16 protein-coding genes are annotated in these 18,679 nt (G+C 44.3%); all 16 read right to left on the reverse strand.

What is annotated here, in order from left to right; all coding sequences use genetic code 11:
- Positions 1-208: 208 nt before the first annotated feature.
- Positions 209-2,974 (reverse strand): isoleucine--tRNA ligase, encoded by a 2,766-nt coding sequence (ileS, locus tag NRF22_RS02125; protein WP_263779010.1) that lies wholly within the window; start codon positions 2,972-2,974, stop codon positions 209-211.
- A 245-nt stretch (positions 2,975-3,219) separates the two neighbouring features.
- Positions 3,220-3,993: an RNA-binding protein gene (locus tag NRF22_RS02130; protein ID WP_263779012.1), complete on the reverse strand. Its 774-nt coding sequence runs from the start codon at positions 3,991-3,993 to the stop codon at positions 3,220-3,222.
- Positions 3,993-4,274, reverse strand: a complete 282-nt coding sequence (locus tag NRF22_RS02135) for a YggT family protein (RefSeq protein ID WP_263779014.1) — start codon at positions 4,272-4,274, stop codon at positions 3,993-3,995. The genes NRF22_RS02130 and NRF22_RS02135 overlap by 1 nt, the downstream gene beginning before the upstream one ends.
- Complete coding sequence (locus tag NRF22_RS02140; protein ID WP_263779015.1) at positions 4,261-4,788, reverse strand: cell division protein SepF; 528 nt, start codon at positions 4,786-4,788, stop codon at positions 4,261-4,263. Before NRF22_RS02140 ends, NRF22_RS02135 begins: the two co-directional genes overlap by 14 nt.
- 19 nt (positions 4,789-4,807) lie before the next feature.
- On the reverse strand, positions 4,808-6,193 hold the full coding sequence (gene ftsZ / locus NRF22_RS02145; RefSeq protein WP_263779016.1) for a cell division protein FtsZ: 1,386 nt from the start codon (positions 6,191-6,193) through the stop codon (positions 4,808-4,810).
- Positions 6,194-6,202: 9 nt separating this feature from the next.
- Positions 6,203-7,534 (reverse strand): cell division protein FtsA, encoded by a 1,332-nt coding sequence (gene ftsA, locus NRF22_RS02150; RefSeq protein WP_263779018.1) that lies wholly within the window; start codon positions 7,532-7,534, stop codon positions 6,203-6,205.
- Positions 7,535-7,638: 104 nt separating this feature from the next.
- Complete coding sequence (locus NRF22_RS02155) at positions 7,639-8,421, reverse strand: cell division protein FtsQ/DivIB (protein WP_318528700.1); 783 nt, start codon at positions 8,419-8,421, stop codon at positions 7,639-7,641.
- Between the two features lie 28 nt (positions 8,422-8,449).
- Complete coding sequence (gene murG / locus NRF22_RS02160; RefSeq protein WP_263779272.1) at positions 8,450-9,562, reverse strand: undecaprenyldiphospho-muramoylpentapeptide beta-N-acetylglucosaminyltransferase; 1,113 nt, start codon at positions 9,560-9,562, stop codon at positions 8,450-8,452.
- A 2-nt stretch (positions 9,563-9,564) separates the two neighbouring features.
- Positions 9,565-10,881 carry a UDP-N-acetylmuramoyl-L-alanine--D-glutamate ligase gene (murD, locus tag NRF22_RS02165; protein WP_263779020.1) on the reverse strand — a complete coding sequence of 439 codons (1,317 nt, stop codon included), beginning with the start codon at positions 10,879-10,881 and terminating at the stop codon, positions 9,565-9,567.
- Entirely contained in the window at positions 10,869-11,834 is a 966-nt protein-coding gene (locus NRF22_RS02170; protein WP_263779021.1) for a phospho-N-acetylmuramoyl-pentapeptide-transferase, read from the reverse strand. The genes murD and NRF22_RS02170 overlap by 13 nt, the downstream gene beginning before the upstream one ends.
- An 8-nt stretch (positions 11,835-11,842) precedes the next feature.
- Entirely contained in the window at positions 11,843-13,990 is a 2,148-nt protein-coding gene (locus NRF22_RS02175) for a penicillin-binding protein (protein ID WP_263779022.1), read from the reverse strand.
- Positions 13,990-14,364, reverse strand: a complete 375-nt coding sequence (locus NRF22_RS02180; RefSeq protein WP_263779023.1) for a cell division protein FtsL — start codon at positions 14,362-14,364, stop codon at positions 13,990-13,992. Before NRF22_RS02180 ends, NRF22_RS02175 begins: the two co-directional genes overlap by 1 nt.
- On the reverse strand, positions 14,364-15,311 hold the full coding sequence (rsmH, locus tag NRF22_RS02185; protein ID WP_263779024.1) for a 16S rRNA (cytosine(1402)-N(4))-methyltransferase RsmH: 948 nt from the start codon (positions 15,309-15,311) through the stop codon (positions 14,364-14,366). The genes NRF22_RS02180 and rsmH overlap by 1 nt, the downstream gene beginning before the upstream one ends.
- On the reverse strand, positions 15,308-15,739 hold the full coding sequence (gene mraZ / locus NRF22_RS02190; protein WP_263779025.1) for a division/cell wall cluster transcriptional repressor MraZ: 432 nt from the start codon (positions 15,737-15,739) through the stop codon (positions 15,308-15,310). The genes rsmH and mraZ overlap by 4 nt, the downstream gene beginning before the upstream one ends.
- A gap of 122 nt (positions 15,740-15,861) precedes the next feature.
- A complete protein-coding gene (locus NRF22_RS02195; protein ID WP_263779026.1) occupies positions 15,862-16,215 on the reverse strand; it encodes a hypothetical protein in 354 nt (117 codons plus the stop codon).
- A 55-nt stretch (positions 16,216-16,270) separates the two neighbouring features.
- Positions 16,271-18,640 carry an FtsK/SpoIIIE family DNA translocase gene (locus NRF22_RS02200; RefSeq protein ID WP_263779027.1) on the reverse strand — a complete coding sequence of 790 codons (2,370 nt, stop codon included), beginning with the start codon at positions 18,638-18,640 and terminating at the stop codon, positions 16,271-16,273.
- Positions 18,641-18,679: the final 39 nt, after the last annotated feature.

Genomic DNA, 18,679 nt, shown 5'->3' on the forward strand with positions numbered 1-18,679 from the left:
ACCCCAAAAAAACTGAAAAATCCAGCCTATCTATTTCCGAACGTTCGTGTTTTGCTATATTTACGTAAATTTTGATTAAGAATTCTTATTATTTTTAATGTTTCCCGAATATTAAGCATATCGACAAGAATCCCTAGATAAGGGCATTCTTTCCAAAAAATGGCAAACAAAAAAAGAGCCTGAGCTCTTTTTAAAACAAATAATTAATTTAATCCTCCAAGTCTGCTGCAGTCAAAGTCGGGAAATCGTGCTCGACAATTTCAGCGTTTTTCTTAGAAAACATCGGGAACTTCTGGTCTGCCCCAATATCATCATGGAAAAGCCGGTCTCGAGGATCAACTGCTCCGCTAGCATGCGCCACTTGGACAGATGTCTCGCTGCCTTGGCTTTGTGTCAATTGGCTGACCATCAGCAATTTACGCAGATCCAAGCCGAGCTTTGCAAAAGTATCAGCCTGTTCTTGAGTCAAAACAACTGTCAAAGCTGCTTCGGCACTTTTTCCGATCAAGGATTTTTCACGGGCATTTTCCAATTCCTTATTCACCTGGTCGCGAAAATCAAAGAATGTCTGCCAATCAGCCAGCAAACTATCAGCTTCAGCAATCGGCTGGAATTCCGGCGCCTCAGACAAATAAGCATAGGCTTCCGGTTCTTGGAGATTTTCCCAAATTTCTTCGGCTGTATGCGGCAAAAACGGCGTCAGAAGTTTCGTCAGCGTCACAGCAGTCTCGTAGAAAACAGTTTGCATAGAACGACGCTCGGCCGAATCTGCTTCATCGATATAGACAATGTCTTTGGCCACGTCCAGATAGAAGGCCGACAAATCCGTGGAAACAAAATTAATCAACTGTTTGAACAAATCATAGAAGTCATAACGCTGCATCTTTTCGTGCCAGTCTTTGACAAATTGATTCAATTTGACCGTCATCCACTTGTCAACGGCTGCCCGTTTTTCAAATGGTACGCGGTCTTTTTTAGCATCAAAGTCTTCTGTATTGGCCAATAGGAAACGCATTGTATTGCGAATCTTACGGTAAGACTCAGAAACCTGTTTCAAAATACCGCGCGAGACATGTACATCTTCACTGGAATCAATGCTCATGACCCAGAGACGGATGATTTCAATCCCCATTTGATCAGCAATTTCGTTTGGCGAAATGATATTCCCCAAGGACTTGGACATTTTCTGCCCTTTATCATCAAAAACGAATCCTTGTGCAATCACAGACTTATAAGGCGCAATGCCATTAACAGCCACAGACGTGATGATGTTGGAATTAAACCAGCCGCGGAATTGGTCGGCACCTTCCAAATAGACATCAGCTGGGTAATCGAGATTGTCTCTTTGCTGCATGACGCCGGCCCAGCTTGATCCAGAATCGAACCAGACATCCATGATATCTTCTTCTTTTGTGAATTCACCATGAGGGCTGTGCGGATTTGTATAGTCATCCGGCAGCAATTCTTTAGCCGTGTGTTCAAACCAGTAAGTCGATCCGTGTTTAGCAAACAAATCGGCCACATGATCAATCAATTTTTCATCAACGATTGGTGTCTTGTCTTCAGCATAGAAAATCGGCAATGGCACACCCCAGACACGCTGCCGGGAAATAACCCAGTCGCCGCGGTCTTTGATCATATTGTACAGACGGACTTTGCCCCAATCCGGATAGAAAGTCACATTGTCGATCTGATCAAGAATTTGTTTTCTAAATGGCTCAATGGAAACAAACCACTGCGGCACAGCGCGCCAGATAATCGGCTTTTTTGTCCGCCAGTCAAATGGATATGAGTGAACAATTTTTTCCGTTGCCAGCCACAAACCGGCTGCTTTTAATTTATCAATCACAATCGGTGTCACATCATCATAGAATTTGCCTTGAAAATCAGGTCCGGCTGAAGCCATCAAATACCCTTTTTCATCGACAGTCATGGCTACTTCGATGCCGTATTTCATGCCGACATTGTAGTCGTCTTCACCAAAGCCAGGCGCCGTATGAACAAGACCAGTTCCAGCATCCAAAGTGACATGATTCGCGTTCATAACAAGTTCGGTCACATCTGGATCCCAAGGATGTTCGACCGTGATTTTATCCAAATCGATGCCTTTATAAGTGGCAAGAACTTTGCAATCCTGCCAGCCGAAACGCTTAGCATTTTCTTCTAGCAAGGCTTTGGCAACGACAAACTTGCGATCATCATTAGCCGCTTTGACCAGCACATAATCAAAATCAGGTCCTAAGGTAATCCCGCGAGAGGCCGTAATCGTAAAAGGCGTCGTCGTCCAGACAACCAGATAAGTATCGTGATCTAAAATCCCTTTACCATCTTTGACACGGTTGGCATAAAAAAGCGACGTTGATTCCAAATCATGATATTCGATTTCAGCTTCAGCCAAAGCAGATTCCGAACTCCAAGACCAATAAACCGGTTTCAAACCACGGTAGATATAGCCTTTGCCAGCCATGGCACCAAAAACACGAATCTGAGCCGCCTCAAATTCCGGTTGCAGTGTCAGATACGGATGATCCCAGTCGCCCAAAACACCTAAGCGCTTGAAATCTTTGCGCTGCATGTCGACTTGTTTGAGCGCATAATCATGTGCCAAACGGCGCCAATCAGCTTTTGCCATCGCTTTACGGTCATGGCCGGCCTTAGTCAGCTGCTGCTCGATCGGCAAACCATGTGTATCCCAGCCCGGTACGTAAGGGGCATAATAGCCAGTCATATTTTTATAACGGACAATGATATCCTTGGAGATCTTGTTCATCGCATGGCCGATATGAATGTTTCCGTTGGCATATGGCGGGCCGTCATGCAGGTTGAAATGCGGCTTGTTTTTATTCAATGCCAAACGCTGTTCGTAAAGTTTGTCATCAGCCCATTGTTTTTCGCGGACAGGTTCAGTCTTTGGCAGACTGCCGCGCATCGGAAAATCCGTATGGCCTAAATGTAATGTATCTTTGATCTTCATAGTCTCTTTTCACCCTTTTCCAGATAATAAAAAACGTCTCGAAATATCGGGACGTTTTCACGTGGTACCACCCAACTTCACACGCTGACAATCACAGCATGCCTCAGTATCTCAATTACTCCAACCGGCTGATCTGAAAAAATTCATTGACGGCCGGCTTCCATCAACCCGGCTTGCTTGGCGTCTAAACTTTAACTTTCTGTTCCAGTGATATAAAGCCATTATACAAAACTGTCAGCAAATTTCTAGTTTTTTCCGACAATTCCAATCTTCAATCTGATTTTGTTGCGATTCGTGGTCCCACGAGTCTCGATCAAACGAATACGCCCAAATGAATGTGTTGAAATCACATCGCCCAATTTAGCCAAATAACTTGGGTTATCACTCTCAAACCAATTGACCATGACTTGACCGCTCTCGATCAAATCTTTGGCATGTGCCCGAGAAAAATTGTAAATCTGGCTAATCAGCAAATCGATTCGCTGAGATGCCACGATCACCTCTTTTTCTTTTTCATCAGATTCAGGTGTCAGCAAATCAGAAGCTTCAACTACATGAAAAGCAATTTTTTTCGACCCAGCTCTTTTCACATTGTCAGTCACAAATTGTGCCAGCTGGGCATCAATTAAAATCTGCCAGCGATCTGCTTCATGAATCACATCACCGATCCGATCATAGGCAATTCCCTGATGAAGCAAGGAACCAAGGATCGTAGAATGATGCAGGTGAATATACTTGGCTGCATAATCCAATTGAAGTACTGCAATCTGAAAGTCAGGTTCTCCAGTACCAGCTGAGATAAGGGCACGCTTATTCTCAGCCTGCGGATAACCACCAGAAAAAACAATCGACAAGTCAGCCTGTTTGGCCAAGCCGGCCAGCAGCAGCTGTTCTCGCGGATTCAAAAAGACAGTTAAAAAACTGTCTTTGAATGCAGCACGCACCCAGCCAAGTGCCTTTTTAATAAATGGCCTTTCTGGCTCAGGATATGCGTCTAAATTAATCTCAAAATTTGTCATTAAAACAATTGTACAAAAATTGCGAGCAAAGCACGATCAGCAAACTGTAAAACCAGTAATGCGATCAAAGGTGAAAAATCGATTCCGACAATTGGCGGAATCAGGCGTTGAAAAATACCGATAAAAGGTTGTGTCAAACGATTTAGCCAGTAAGCCAGTCTCGAGGCTCGTAAATTCGGCAGCCAAGTGATCACAGCAGACAAGACAATCATCCAAGAATAGATGTCGACAGCCCAATGAATAAGGACGTACAAATAATAGATAAAGTTAGAAACGGGCATTTTGCCCCATCGCATCTGCTGCCGATCCAGAACCAGACACTGCATAATTATTAGGAGCGATCAACCAAATGTCATCAGAAATTTTTTCGATGGAGCCTTCAACTGCATAAATCGCGCCGGCAACAAAATCCACAATCTTTGAAGACTGGGTGCTGTCAATCGCAGAAAAATTAACAATCACCGCCTCATGAAGCAGTAATTGATTCACGATCGTTTTGGCATCAGAAAATACTTTTGGAACAAAGAGCGCAATATGACTATCAATTTTAGCTGAATTATTATTATTCTGCGTTGAAGAGCCAACAGCAGACATACGAGGCTGCTGCCGATATTCGTTACTATATCCGTAGTTACCCCTGCCTTGATAATTAGCTGAGTTTTGTGCGGTTGCAGTTTGTGCTTGAGGATTGGGATTACGCTGCGCCTGAGCGGGCTGCTGTTCGTAATTCGCGTCTTCGTATTCCTCTTCGTCGTCATCTGCGCCGCCGAAAAAACTTTTAAATGAAAATGCCATATCTGCTCCTAATTAAATATTAATGACGCTTGAAAAATGAGGGCCTCGATGAGGAGTCATCATCATCCGAAGGATCGTTGGATTGATTAAACGCTGAACTCTGATTATTTGGACGATTAAATTGTGAATTATTGTTCTGCGGGTTCTGATTTTGATCGCGCCGAACTGTATTCAGCTGCCAATCTTCGAATAATTTACCTGAATTATTCTTTGGCTCTGCGGATTTAGGTGCCGCCGAAGCAGCGCTAGAATTCGGAACAACTTTGTTGTTACCGCTAATCGGATCGACAGTCACATTTGGAATATCATCGAAAACGGAAGATTTCTTACCCTGATCAGCTTCGGAATCCTGTGCCTCGCTATTCATCGTGAAAACGTCATTGGAAGACGAACCAGCTGGCTGGCTTGGTCCTTGATTAATGTGTGTGGCCACAACTGTGACACGAACCTCATCTTCAAGCTTGTCATCGACCGAAGTTCCAAAGACAATATTGACATCTTGTCCTGCAGCTTGTGTCACAACATCAGCCGCTGTCTGAGCTTCGTACAGAGACATATCAGCCGAACCGGTAACACTCAAAATAACGTCTGAAGCGCCCTTTAAGTCAACTTCGAGCAATGGTGAGGCAATAGCAGCTTTTGTCGCTTCTGCGGCACGATTTTCGCCCGTAGCAGAACCGATACCCATGAGAGCCATACCACCGTTTGTCATGATGGTCTTAACATCGGCAAAATCCAAGTTGATGATACCCGGCTTGGTAATCAAGTCGGAAATTCCGCGGACACCCTGCAGCAAAGTATTATCAGCCGCTCTGAAGGAATCAGCCAACGATGCCTTGCGATCCATGATTTCTAAAAGACGATTGTTGGAGACAACCACCAAGGTATCAACGTTTTCCTTCAATTTTGCAATACCTTCAGCAGCAAACCGGGCACGCTTCGGCCCTTCAAAATTAAAGGGACGAGTCACAACACCAACAGTCAGCGCACCAACCTCACGTGCAATGCGCGCGATCACAGGAGCAGCACCGTTACCGGTACCACCGCCCATGCCGGCAGTAACAAAAACTAAGTCAGCTCCTTGCAGCACTTCTTGAATTGATTGTTGTGACTCCTCACCAGCTTTTTCACCGACTTCCGGTGTCGAACCAGCTCCGAGGCCGCGCGTCAATTTTGGTCCTAATTGAAGCTTGTTTGGCGCTTTTGAAGCGCTCAAAGCCTGCATATCAGTATTTGCGACAATAAACTGAACGCCTTCGATCCCTTCTTCGATCATACGATCGATTGCATTGGAACCGCCGCCGCCAACACCGATAACCTTAATGTTTGCACCATAACCGGACTGAGCTGCTGGTGCAACCAAGTCGTTATTATTATTTTCTGTTGCTTTTCTTTTACCTACCATCTTTACCTCTTATTCGAACATCCGCGAATAATATTCTTTTATTTTATCAAGAAAACCCGGTTTTTTTTCATCTGACCCGGTTCTATTACGCTTTCTTGCCTTTTGCTGCTCACCTTCAGGGCTTGCCTGTGTGAAATCCGAACTCGGAGAGACCAGTGCCAAATTTAGTGTACGCTTTGCCAGCCAGTCTGTCACAGATTGATTTGCAACATAGTTAGCAACGGACAAAGAATTGACGAATGATGGATGCCTGAGTCCAATTTCCTGTGGAACAAACACATGCACTTGTTTATTGAAACGTTTATTAAACAGTTCGTCAATGCCAGCCAAAGCTGCGCCGCCGCCAGTCAAAACCATGCTTCTAGGTACCGGTAAGGACTGCAGCTGATTCAGATGGGCATATAGCTCAGACGAAATTTCTTCTAGGCGTGCACCAATAATTTGCGAGAGATAGGAAACCGCAACTTCCTGCACCTGCCCGCTGCCAGCACGATTGAGCTCGATCTTACGCCCGCTTTCCAACCTCAGGGGGTCAGCATACCCAAAATCACGTTTAATCTGTTCAGCCTGATCAAAACTAATCGAAATATGATTTTCCTCAGCCAAGACGGTCCGAATATCAGAAGTGACGTAGGCACCACCCTGCTGAATATTTGCGATGAACTGTAAACGATGATTTTTAACAATGGAAGCCGTTGTCTGAAAGGCACCTAAATCAATAATGATGCTGCCTTCGCTCTGTTCATTCTCAGAGAGTATCAATTCACTTTCCGAGATTGGCGAAAGAATTAATTCAGAGACAATCAAACCCGCTTGGCGGACGGCTGTTTTCAAATTTTCAACAATCGTCTTGGGCCCGATAAAAGCCTGAGCATTCACTTCGAGAACCACGCCAACCATATCCAGCGGATTGGGAACCTGGCCGAAGCCATCAATCACAAACTCCTCTGGTATCAAATCGACAACTTCCTGGTTAGCTGGCAGCTGAGCCGTCGAAACTGCTTGTCGAAAGGCATTGACAACATCATCCTCAGTAATGCGTTTATCATTTCTGGCAACATTCACCGAGCCGTGCAGATGCCGCATCGAAATTTGAATTGCCGGTAAGGATAGGCTCACCTCGGTAATCGAGAAATTCGCTTTGCTTTCTGCCTGGGCAATCGCGTCGGCAATCGACCGGCTGGCTGCGGCTATATCTACTACCATACCATGCTTAACACCCTGGCTGGCTGTCTCGCCGACAGCAACAATACCATAGTGCTGATTAGGCGTGCGTTTGATAATCACACATTTAATTTTATCCGAGCCGACATCTAGGCCGACAATCACATCATTATTCATATCCAACAAACACAAATTTAACAGTGATTACCATGATAATAAAGGTCTTTAAAACCATCTTAATTTTCAAACATTTGTTCGCTGTTTTCTGACCGGTAATCCAGTCACTTGTTATTTTGCATTGAATCAGTCAAATGTTTATCGCTTTCCTGAAATTTTCTTGCAAAAGAACCATATTGCAAATCGATCACCCCTTTTCCAATGCCTTGTGCTTTCATCGCCGCTGCCATTTGCGGATACAGTGCCATCTTGGCCGCCATCGAAGCAGGCTGTACATAAACGAGATTCCCATCATTCATAATTAGTGCCAGTCTTGTCTGGGCACTTTTAACCGGCGAAAATACGATTTGCCCAATAGATAGACGAATCACTTTATCCGTAGACAAGTAGGCTTTGACGGCCTGTCTCAGAATAGGCGACTTCTGTGAAAAGTTTGTATAAACAGGTGTTCTGCCATCGGGCTGAGCAATTTTGCGACCCAGGTTTCCCCGCTGGTCCAAACGATACCAGCTTTGTCCATTCTGGACAAAACCAGCCGTTAAGATTTCTTGAACATGCAGACTCGCGACGCCGTTTTTAGACAAAGTCATACTGACAGATTTAATCATCGGATCGTGTTTAACCGGATAGTTGACGGTTTGCCCTTGGCCAGCCCAGCGCCAATAAGGATCACCAGTGTGAATACCAACGCGGTCCAAAATCTGTTTATAATCCATCTGGTCGGTATAAACTTTCACTTCGGTAATTTTTTGCCAAGGCCGCAAAAATAGCAGCATTTGAACAAGCAAAACAACAAATATCAAGGCAGAAAAAAATAATCCAATCTTATTCAGTATTGGATTTTTAAAATGCGGCAGATTAGGCGAGCCCTTTTGGAAATTGATCATTGTCCGTTTATGGACTTGATTGTGTGTTTTAGCGGCTCTGCTTGTCATTAATCACTTCAAGCAGCAGATCATAAAGCCGGTCTGCGGCGTCCGGGTGACCAAGGCTTTTGGCTTTAGCCGCCATTTGCTCCAGTTTTTTTGAATCAGACAGCAACTCTGTCATATCGTGATAAAGCTTTGCGGAAGTTAATTCTGATTCGACAATGACTTGTGCCGCACCAGCCTCTTCTAATTGGCGGGCATTTTTTTCCTGATGATTGGCCGTCACATTCGGTGACGGGATCAGAATTGAGGGAATGCCTAGTGCTGTAATTTCAGCTAAGGTTGTTGCACCGGAACGGCTGACCAGCAAATCTATTTTTGGCAGTACTTCATCCATATTATCTAGATAAGGCAGTACTGCCAGATTGCTGCTATGAACGTCAAGATTAAGCAATTTTTCGCTAACAGAGGCAAAGTATTTTTTACCGGTAACGAAGATTGCCTGCATCTGTGTTTGTTTGGCAAAACGCTGTGCAAAATCAACAACAGCCCGATTTAAAGCCAAGGCACCACCGGAACCGCCAAAAATCAAAACTGTTGGCAGTTTCTCTCTAAATGAGATATCTTTCAGACTGAAAGTGCTCTTTTTTTCAGCCACCTGCTGACCGCGCGGATTGCCAGTCATGACGACCTTATCTTTCGGAAACTGACTGGCCGCGTTAGGAAAACTGATCGCAATTTTGTCAGCTCCTCGGCTAAGAAATTTATTTGTCATGCCGGCAATGGAATTCTGTTCATTAATCACTGTTGGGATATGCATGCGTTGAGCCGCATATAGGACAGCACCCGAAACATAACCACCAGTACCTAATACGATATCCGGTTTGAAATCAGCAATAATCTTTTTAGCCTCTTTAACAGCTTTTAAAAACAAGCTGATTGTCTTGAAGTTCGTCAAAGAAAGTGAACGCGAAAAGCCCTGCACATGAAGCTGCTTAAATGCCAGGCCCGTTTTCGGGACAATGCCGCCCTCTAAGCCGCGAAATGAGCCGACGTAAAGTACTTTGGCATCAGGATCTTTTTTTCGCAGCGTCTCTACTAAGGCCAAAGCCGGATAGATGTGTCCCCCGGTGCCGCCGCCTGAAACAATTAATCTCATACTCATGACCAGCCCTCCTCGGCCTGAATTAGTTTCTTAAACTCACGCCCTCGTATCTCAAAATTAGCAAATTGGTCCCAACTTGCGGCCGCCGGGCTGAACAAAATGACCTGACCAGGCTGGCTGATTTCTTTAGCCTTCGCAACAGCATCTGTTAAATTGTCAACGACAACAATCTGAGCAATGCCAGCCAGTTTCCCTGCTTCCTGCAGCTTGCCCTTGGTCTGGCCGTAGACAATCAGACTGACAACCTTTTTCAGATTCGGAACTAATCTGGTCAGATCATCGCCACGATCCAAGCCGCCGGCAATTAAGGTAATATCTTGTTTGAAACTGCCTAAGGCTTTTTGAGTGGCCTCAATATCAGTTGCCTTAGAATCGTTGTAAACAATGCGGTCGTGGATGGTGCCGACATGTTCCAAACGATGTTCCAGGCCGCTAAAACTTCTGAGAACGGCTTTAATCGCCTGATTGGATACGCCGAAAAGCTTGGCAGCTGTGATTGCAGCGAGAATATTCTCCAAGTTATGTTCGCCTACCAAGACGACTTCATCTAGATCAATAATCTTTTCATCCTCAAAATAGATGACATCATTATTGACGTAACTGGTCACATGCGTATTGCTTGGCGAGAAATAATAAGCCTGTGCATGGCTGCGTTTGGCGAAATCTTTTTCATCTGCCGAGGCATCATTTAAGACAAGGTAATCGTCAGCAGTCTGATTTTGTGTGATTGCGAATTTAGCCTTGAGATAATTAGCACGTGTGCCATGAAAATCGATGTGCGAAGCAAACAAATTGGTAATCACAGCAATTCTTGGTTCGATATTTTGCGCCCCTTCAAGCTGAAAACTGGATAATTCCAGCATTAGCACTTTAGGATAAGGTTTTGTTAACAATAATTCGCTGACAGGCACACCGATGTTCCCGCCAATTTTGACATCCACTTGATCAGCCTGAAGCATCTTGCCAATCAAAGTCGTGGTCGTCGTTTTACCATTAGAACCCGTCACCGCGATTACTTCACCATGATATTGGCTCAAAGCAACCTGCACTTCGGTCATGACAGGAATGTTTAAGGCTAATGCTTTTTGGATAATCGGTTTATCGTATCTGATCCCAGGATTTTTTACGAGATAGGCAAAACTATCATCGATATCGGTGACAAAATTAATATCATCCGGCAAGTCCTGTGGTTTTTCATCTGTTGTTAAAAATACCTGAGCACCCAACTCTTTTAAAAATTGATAAGCAGCTCTTCCTGAACGTGCCCAGCCATAGACAAGCACTTTTTTATTTTCAAAACTCATCTGATCCATACATATACTCCAATCACGGTAATTATAAACTGAATCAGCCAATAGAGACTGTCAATGCGCCACTCCGGCCAGCCAATCTTTTGAAATGCATGCTGCAGCGGCGTTACCGGAAAGACACGAACGTGGAAGAAATGATAGACAGGAACCTGAATCATGACGGACAAAGTATGTATCAGCGGAATCAAGCCAAACCACAACAGGCTCCAAGGATTTCCTAAAATAATCACATTAACAGCCATTGCGGCGCCTAGTGCCATACTGCCGCAATCTCCCATAAAAATTGATGCCTTGGGCTTATTGAAAATCAAATAGGCCAATAGAGATCCGATCAAAGAGACATCAAATAAGAACAGTACCGTTGAGCCATTCCGCCAGGAAATCAAAGCAAAGCCTGCAAACATAATGATGGCAACGCCTGCCAGCAAGCCATCAATGCCATCTACAAAATTTGCAGCATTACTCCAGCCGACAAACCAGACTAAATAAAAAAGAAATTCCAAAAGCAGGTAAATCGGCAGCTGTTTGAGAAATGCGAAAGTCAGCTGATCAGATAAGCCGGAAAAGAGAAGGACAAGCGTTGTTAACAATCCGGAAAAAATCTGAGATAGCAGTTTCGGAAGAAAACGGAAACCATCATCACGGTGGTAGAAGGCCTTCAGCCAATCGTCAATAAAACCAATCAGGCCATAGGAAAATACCGAGACTAAAATCAGCAGGTAAACTGTGGTCACCTCGTGAAAAATCATGAGCAGCAGCAGAGATGATAACAGAGACGATAAGATAAAGGCCAAGCCGCCCATCGATGGTGTCCCGTTTTTTGCAGAAGTATCTACGCCAAAACCATGTTTGCCACTTCTTTCGACGCCAACCTCGCCTCTTGCTTTCAAGTATTTTGTCAGAATTGGAATTGCCAACAAAACAATCAAGAAATTAATAATTAATGCTAGAAACATTTGAAACATCATTGCAGATTTACCTCTAATTTTTGTCCTTTTTTGAGATTGCTTCCGGGTTTGATATTTTGCGAGACGAGCTGGCCAGTTCCAGAATAGGATAGATTTAATTTTGCCATACTACTGAATGTGGAGATATCAGAGATCGACCAACCCTTCATATCCGGCATGATTATTTTGCCAGATGTTCTCAAAAAAATCTTTTGTCCAGTAATCACCTGAGCGGATGGGCCAACAGACTGCCAGCTGATTTTTTTGTCAGCATCACCGGCAATCACAACAGTCAAACCATTGCTTTGAGCAGTTTGACGAGCTTGGTCAACTGTCTGCCCAACAAAATTCGGCAGAAGTAAATTTGTATTTTTTCCCGCTACGGAAGTTTTAGCATCATTGAGAGCTGACAAAATCAAAGGATGAAAAACTGTATTGATCGTGGCATCAGCAAAACCGCCAATAAATTCTTTCGGCTGCCGCAAGTACATGTAAAAAATAAATTGCGGATCATCAGCTGGAACTAAAACCTCTACGGAATGTGTCGAAGCCGAATAATTATTCGTATATTTACCATTGATAGCGATTTGAGCCGTTCCGGTTTTTGCTGCAATTTGAATACCTTGTTGAGCTAATGAATAGATCCGAGCAGTCCCATCTGGTAAATTAACAACGTCAATCATATCTTTTCTGACCTGCTGTGCTGTTGTCGGACGCATCACGACAGATAAGTGCTGCACTTTATGTTCATAAGCCGTTTTCTTGCTGTCGGGATTAACAATTTTTGAAACAATATATGGGCGCACCATTCGGCCGTTATTGGCAACTGCTGTGAGCGCCTGGACGATCTGCATGGGCGTCACTTCAATTCCTTGACCGAAAGCTGTATTCGCCTGCTCGATTGGCTCATTAAAGACCATTGATCCGGCTGCTTCATTTGGCAGCATCGTCTGTGTGGCTTTCAGAAAATTAAAACGAGTCAGATAGTCCCGCCAGATAGACGGCCCCATGGCCATCTCTGTTTTTGCAAAGGCCACATTAGAAGAGCGCGCAAAACCTTCCCGATAACTGATATTGCCCATATTCCTGTTAAAATCAAAGACTTTTTGGTTACCGATATTTAAGGTACCGGATTTATAGATAGCATTCGGATTCCAATGGCCGCTGTCAATCGCTGCAGAAAGCGTAAAAGTTTTCATTGTTGACCCAGGCTCTACCGGATCTTGCACCAAAAGATTGTCCCACATTTTACTTAAGCCGGCCTTTGTCGAGGCATTGAAGGTCGGCCGTTGCGTCGCAGCAAGGATTGCACCCGTTTTAGCATTGGCAAGAATAGCTGTCATTGCTTGCGGCTTAGTCTTATCAAAGACATTGCTCATTAAATGTTCGAGCTGAAACTGCAAATGATAATCCAGAGTCAGATAAACGTCATCACCATTTTTGACCTTTTTATTTGTAAACGATGTCAAATCCACACCACCTGCAGTCTGTTGACCGGTTTTGATGCCTGCCTTGCCTGTTAAGTAGCGGTTTAAAGACTGTTCCAGGCCCATAATGCCGGTCATCTTAGAAGGTTGATTGCCGTCATTGTTGTTCGCAACAAGGCCGATCAATTGTGAAGCAAAAACACCATTCGGATAAAAACGAGCTGCATTACTGACAAAATTCAGGCCTGGCAGTTTTGCCGCCACAATTTTATCATGCTGAGCAATGGACAGATTGTCTCCTGCTGAACCAAATTCGACCTGAAAAGTACCAGGACTGGCCTGCAAGTGATTTAAGACGTCCGCCTCTTTCATGCCGAGTATTGGTGCAAGAATACGTGCGGTTTTCTGCTTGTTGACAACATAGAGCGGTTTAGTACCCGAACGAAAGCCTTTTTTGACAATGGCATAAAGATTGTAGGTTGTCGTATTTTCGGCCAATGCCTGACCGCTGGCATCAAAAATATTGCCACGATGAGGCTGAATCGCCTGATCGCGCATAAAATGACGCAGTTCGGTTTCGGAGAGTTTGCGTCCTTTAATATTGCGAGTTGCAGCGACATAAACAAAATGCCCGGATAAGAGTAAGAGAACCAACGAAATGGTAAAAAAAATCACCACACCAGCTCTTTTGCTGCGGTTAATCGGACTTGATACTTTTTTCTTTCTCTTCTTTGCCACTATTTATTAATATTCTGAACGTTTGCTGAGTTCAACGTCATGCCATTCTGTTTGGCAAAACGCTGCAAAGCTATCACGCTCGTCGCCTTATTAATCTCTTCTTTTGATTTATCGTTTTCGCTACGCAGTGCTTGAATTCGTCCGTTCGCTGCCTGCAGCTGGTCATCAACGCGTGCAGTCGTATTGGAAAGCAGAATACTGGCAAACATCACAGCCGATACGCATGCTGCAACTATAAAGACAAACACAAAATCGCCAAGCGACCAGCGAGCTCTCTTATAGGTACGGGTGGCTGGGCGGCTTTTAACGAGTTTTAAAGTCGATGCCTGTTTATTGACTTTTCTATATGTATATGAAGGTGCGTTTTCTGCCATTAGTTTTTCTCCAAAACACGCAGCTTTGCGCTGTGAGATCGATGATTTGCCGAGATTTCTTTTTCACTAGGTATGATCGGGTGCCGCGTGACCAATTGGAAATCTTCTTTAATGTCTTTGTCTAAGACCGGCAGCTTGTCAGGAAGCTGATTTTTCGTTGACATTTCACGAAAAAATTGTTTAACAATGCGATCCTCTAAGGATTGAAAAGTAATCACTGCAATTCGGCCATGGGGCGCTAATAGATTAGCCGACTGAGCCAGCGCTTCTTTAAGCACATTCAATTCGTCATTAACTGCGATTCGAATGGCCTGAAAAGTTTTTTTAGCCGGATGCCCTTTAGCATGCAGAACCCGGTCAGGAAGTGCTTCTTTGATCACCGCGACCAGTTGTTCAGTCGTCTCGATCGGAGCCTGCTCACGCTGCAACAAAATCCGTCTGGCAATCGAAGAAGCAAACTTTTCTTCGCCATAACGATTCAGAATCTGAGCTAGTTTCTTATAATCCCAATGATTGACAATCTCATATGCATCGAGGGATTGTTCCTGATCCATTCGCATATCTAAGCGCGCATCACTGCGATAACTAAAGCCGCGGCCTTGTTCGTCAAACTGTGGCGAACTGACGCCCAGATCAAAGACAATGCCATCAATTTGTGCAACGCCGTATTTTGCAAGTTCACTGGCCAAGTTTTTAAAATTATCGTGAATCAGCGTCATCCTGCCAGCAGCAATTTCATTAGCAAAACGTTTTTCATTGAAACGAATTGCTTCTTCATCCTGATCAAAGCTGTACAGATGGCCTTGCAGTGCTTTTTTGAGAATCAAGTCGCTGTGACCGCCGCCGCCAAGCGTTGCATCAACATAAATCCCATCAGGACGGACTTCCAATGCTGCAACCGCTTGCTGTAGGAAAACTGTGATATGTCCATAGTCGTCTGTTTTCATAGGTCAAAGTCCGTTAATTCTTCGGCAATCTGATCAAAATTCTCAGCTGTACCCGCTGTATATTCGTCCCAGTTATTCTTGCTCCAGATTTCAAACCCATTACCAGAACCAGTGATGACAACGCTTTTAGCCAACTGAGCATGTGTTTTTAATACGGCCGGAATAATAATTCTTCCCTGTTTGTCAAATTCAGCTTCCACCGCGCCAGCCAGGACAAAACGCCGAAAAGCCCGTGCGTCTTTTGCACCTAAAGGCAGTTTATCCAGCTTGCTTTCGAACTTATCCCACTCGTCTTTTGGGAAGGCAAATAAAGAATGTTCCATCCAACGGGTCACAATAAAAGTGTCCCCCAGTTGATTTCTAAACTTGGCCGGAATAATTAAACGGGATTTATCATCCAGCGTGTGCTGATACTCGCCCATAAACATGCGTCTAATCCTCCTTTCAAGTTCACTTCATAAATTTACCACTTTGCCCCACTTATTTCCACTTAAAACCCACTTTGAAAAACGCCTATTTGGACACAAAAAAAGACCTTTCGGTCTAGCTTTTAATCTTTGTTTAAGAAAATATAGACGGCAATTCCGATCACCTCTAACAGTAGTAAAATGCCGCTTAAATTAATAAAAAATGACCAGTAACGCTTGAGGCTCCGACGATCTTCGGACCGCCAGATTAGCAAAATAATAATCGAAAGCCATAAAATCAGCCAGGCGGTGATCAGAATGTATTGAAAATTAAAACTTAAATATTTATTAATAATTCCAATCGCCAGGAAGAAGTCCACTGGCAATAACCAGATCCAAAAGGGCAGGTCGCTAATATGATATTGGCGTGCAAAAAATTGCAGTGCGACCCAGGAGAAAAGTGAGATCAGCCAGAAAGTTATTGCAGAATAGAACATAGTTTATACAATACGTTAAATATCGGCCGCTGGAAAGTTTTTTTAAAACTCAAGACTAGCGATCTTCTTCCGGATTATCTTGGTGACTAACCAGCACATCCCTGGGGCGGCTGCCATCTTGCGGCCCAACAATGCCAGCCGCTTGCAAATCATCGATAATTCGGGCTGCTCGATTATAGCCAATACGGAAACGACGTTGAAGCAGACTCGTAGATGCTTTTTTCTGTTGAATGACAAACTCAGAAGCTTCGTTAAACAAATCATCAACTGGCTCGCCATTGGCACCTGTTTCATCCGTTTGGTCATCTTCCTGGCTGTCATCGTCTACCAGCATACTGGAAGCGTATTGAGCCGGAGATTCCTTTCGAATAAAGGCCGTTACGGCCTCAACGTCCTGGTCAGAGATAAACGCGCCTTGAATTCTCGTTGGTTCCTTGCCAACCGGCGCAAATAGCATATCCCCCTTGCCTAGCAATTTTTCAGCCCCATTTTGGTCCAAGATGGTGCGGCTGTCGATACCAGAGGAAACGGCAAACGCAATCCTGGATGGGACGTTAGCCTTGATCAAACCGGTAATAACATCGACAGAAGGCCTTTGCGTTGCCAAAATCAGGTGTACACCAGCAGCTCGGCCCATCTGTGCAATACGCACAATTGTCGTCTCGACATCGCTTTTAGCAGTCATCATCAAATCGGCCAGCTCATCAACAATGATCACGATATAAGGCATTTTGGGCATCACATGTCCCTTTGTTTTATTGTAATCAGCGACTTTTTGGTTCCAGCCATCAATGTTGCGGACGCCATGGTCGGCGAAAAGCTCATAACGCCGTTCCATCTCTTTAACCGCTTTCTGCAGTCCGCGTGCTGCTTTTCTCGGCTCTGAAATAACAGGCGCAAGCAGATGCGGCAAATCATTATACATAGACAATTCAACCCTTTTAGGATCCACCATCATCAGCTTGACTTCGTTAGGCTTCAGGCGCATTAACAAAGAACTGATAATGCCGTTAATAGCGACCGATTTTCCAGAACCAGTCGCACCAGCAATCAGCAAATGCGGCATTGCCGCTAAATCAGCTGAAATGACTTGATTATCAACATCACGGCCCAAAGGAACCGTCAATGGGTGTTTCGGATTAAAGCTTGAATGTTCAATCACATCAGAAAAGCCCACAGTTGCCTGAACTTCATTGGGAACTTCAACACCAACGAAGGGTTTGCCAGGGATTGGTGCCTCAATACGAATAGATTTTGCCGAAAGAGCTAAAGCCAAATCATCAGCACGGTTGGCAATCGTCGAGACTTTGACACCGCGTGCCGGCTTGAGTTCATATTGTGTGACAGTTGGGCCCAAGCTGACAGAACTCACTTCTGTCTCGATATTGAAAGACTTGAGCGTATCACGGACAATTTGAGATTTTTTGTTCAACTGGCGAAATTCACCGGTCTGATCAACTGCACGTACGTGAGATAAGATCGTCGCCGGTGGTACCTGATAATCAGGGTTATCAGCTGTTTCAATCGAATCTACCACCTGATCGTCCGAAATTGCCGTAGCAGCATCTTCGCCAAAATCATCTGGCGCAGCACTTGTTGGAACAGGACGAAGGCTATTCAGCAAAGCAGCGCTTTCTTTGTCGGCAGAACTACTGTCTGTGGGACTTGTTGTCTGATTCCAATGGATTTTTGGCTGAACCGGTGATGGCTGGCCACTGGTTGGCTTGCCTGCCTGCGCATCGCTTTTGGGGTCAGCACTATTAGGATCCTCAAAATATTTTTTGAAAAAGTTCGACTCTTTGCCATTATTTGGTGCGTTGAGCCGCTTTTCTTGAATGTCTGAAATCTTATCACGGCTGAATTCAGCAGCCTTGGAGGCAGAATGCAGAACCGATTTATTCAACAGACGGAAAATGCCAAAAATCAGAGATAGAATCGAGATCACCCAGACTCCGGCGTTTGCAATCAGGCGTGCCAACCCAGTATAGATGGCTGCACCGATAATCCCGCCGCCGCTGGCTGATTGTGAATGCCCGCGACGCATATCATTTATGATAATTTGGCCCAATTGAGATATCAGGCTGCTATCGTTTTTCAGAGTTGATGCAAAAAAAAGTGAACTGATTGTCAAAAAAGGCAAAGCGATGAACAAGATACCAACTATAATCCGGCCGGGAATTTTAGGAAATTTGCGATATAACAGCCAATAAGCGAAGAAAATAGCGATCATCAAAACAAAAATGACAAAATAGTCGCCAAAAACATATTTATAGGCATCTGCAAGAAAATTCCCGACAAGGCCCAAGCGAAAGATCCCTAAAGCAAAAAAGATCTCAAAAATGAGAACCACCACAATTTTCGGATCAATACCTTGATTTTTTCTGCTTCTTCTTGTACTTGCTTTTTTTCTAGTTCTAGCTGCCATAGTCCACAATTAAGTCTATAAAAAAACAGGTTCAGTTAA

Source organism: Oenococcus kitaharae (genome assembly GCF_025758695.1).
Lineage (GTDB): Bacteria > Bacillota > Bacilli > Lactobacillales > Lactobacillaceae > Oenococcus > Oenococcus kitaharae_A.

What these genes read in the sequence shown, in the direction of transcription:
- ileS (WP_263779010.1), bottom strand. Translation starts at nt 2,974, where the DNA reads ATGAAGATCAAAGATACATTACATTTAGGCCATACGGATTTTCCGATG.
- NRF22_RS02130 (WP_263779012.1), bottom strand. Translation starts at nt 3,993, where the DNA reads ATGACAAATTTTGAGATTAATTTAGACGCATATCCTGAGCCAGAAAGG.
- NRF22_RS02135 (WP_263779014.1), bottom strand. Translation starts at nt 4,274, where the DNA reads ATGCCCGTTTCTAACTTTATCTATTATTTGTACGTCCTTATTCATTGG.
- NRF22_RS02140 (WP_263779015.1), bottom strand. Translation starts at nt 4,788, where the DNA reads ATGGCATTTTCATTTAAAAGTTTTTTCGGCGGCGCAGATGACGACGAA.
- ftsZ (WP_263779016.1), bottom strand. Translation starts at nt 6,193, where the DNA reads ATGGTAGGTAAAAGAAAAGCAACAGAAAATAATAATAACGACTTGGTT.
- ftsA (WP_263779018.1), bottom strand. Translation starts at nt 7,534, where the DNA reads ATGAATAATGATGTGATTGTCGGCCTAGATGTCGGCTCGGATAAAATT.
- NRF22_RS02155 (WP_318528700.1), bottom strand. Translation starts at nt 8,421, where the DNA reads ATGATCAATTTCCAAAAGGGCTCGCCTAATCTGCCGCATTTTAAAAAT.
- murG (WP_263779272.1), bottom strand. Translation starts at nt 9,562, where the DNA reads ATGAGATTAATTGTTTCAGGCGGCGGCACCGGGGGACACATCTATCCG.
- murD (WP_263779020.1), bottom strand. Translation starts at nt 10,881, where the DNA reads ATGGATCAGATGAGTTTTGAAAATAAAAAAGTGCTTGTCTATGGCTGG.
- NRF22_RS02170 (WP_263779021.1), bottom strand. Translation starts at nt 11,834, where the DNA reads ATGTTTCTAGCATTAATTATTAATTTCTTGATTGTTTTGTTGGCAATT.
- NRF22_RS02180 (WP_263779023.1), bottom strand. Translation starts at nt 14,364, where the DNA reads ATGGCAGAAAACGCACCTTCATATACATATAGAAAAGTCAATAAACAG.
- rsmH (WP_263779024.1), bottom strand. Translation starts at nt 15,311, where the DNA reads ATGAAAACAGACGACTATGGACATATCACAGTTTTCCTACAGCAAGCG.
- mraZ (WP_263779025.1), bottom strand. Translation starts at nt 15,739, where the DNA reads ATGTTTATGGGCGAGTATCAGCACACGCTGGATGATAAATCCCGTTTA.
- NRF22_RS02195 (WP_263779026.1), bottom strand. Translation starts at nt 16,215, where the DNA reads ATGTTCTATTCTGCAATAACTTTCTGGCTGATCTCACTTTTCTCCTGG.
- NRF22_RS02200 (WP_263779027.1), bottom strand. Translation starts at nt 18,640, where the DNA reads ATGGCAGCTAGAACTAGAAAAAAAGCAAGTACAAGAAGAAGCAGAAAA.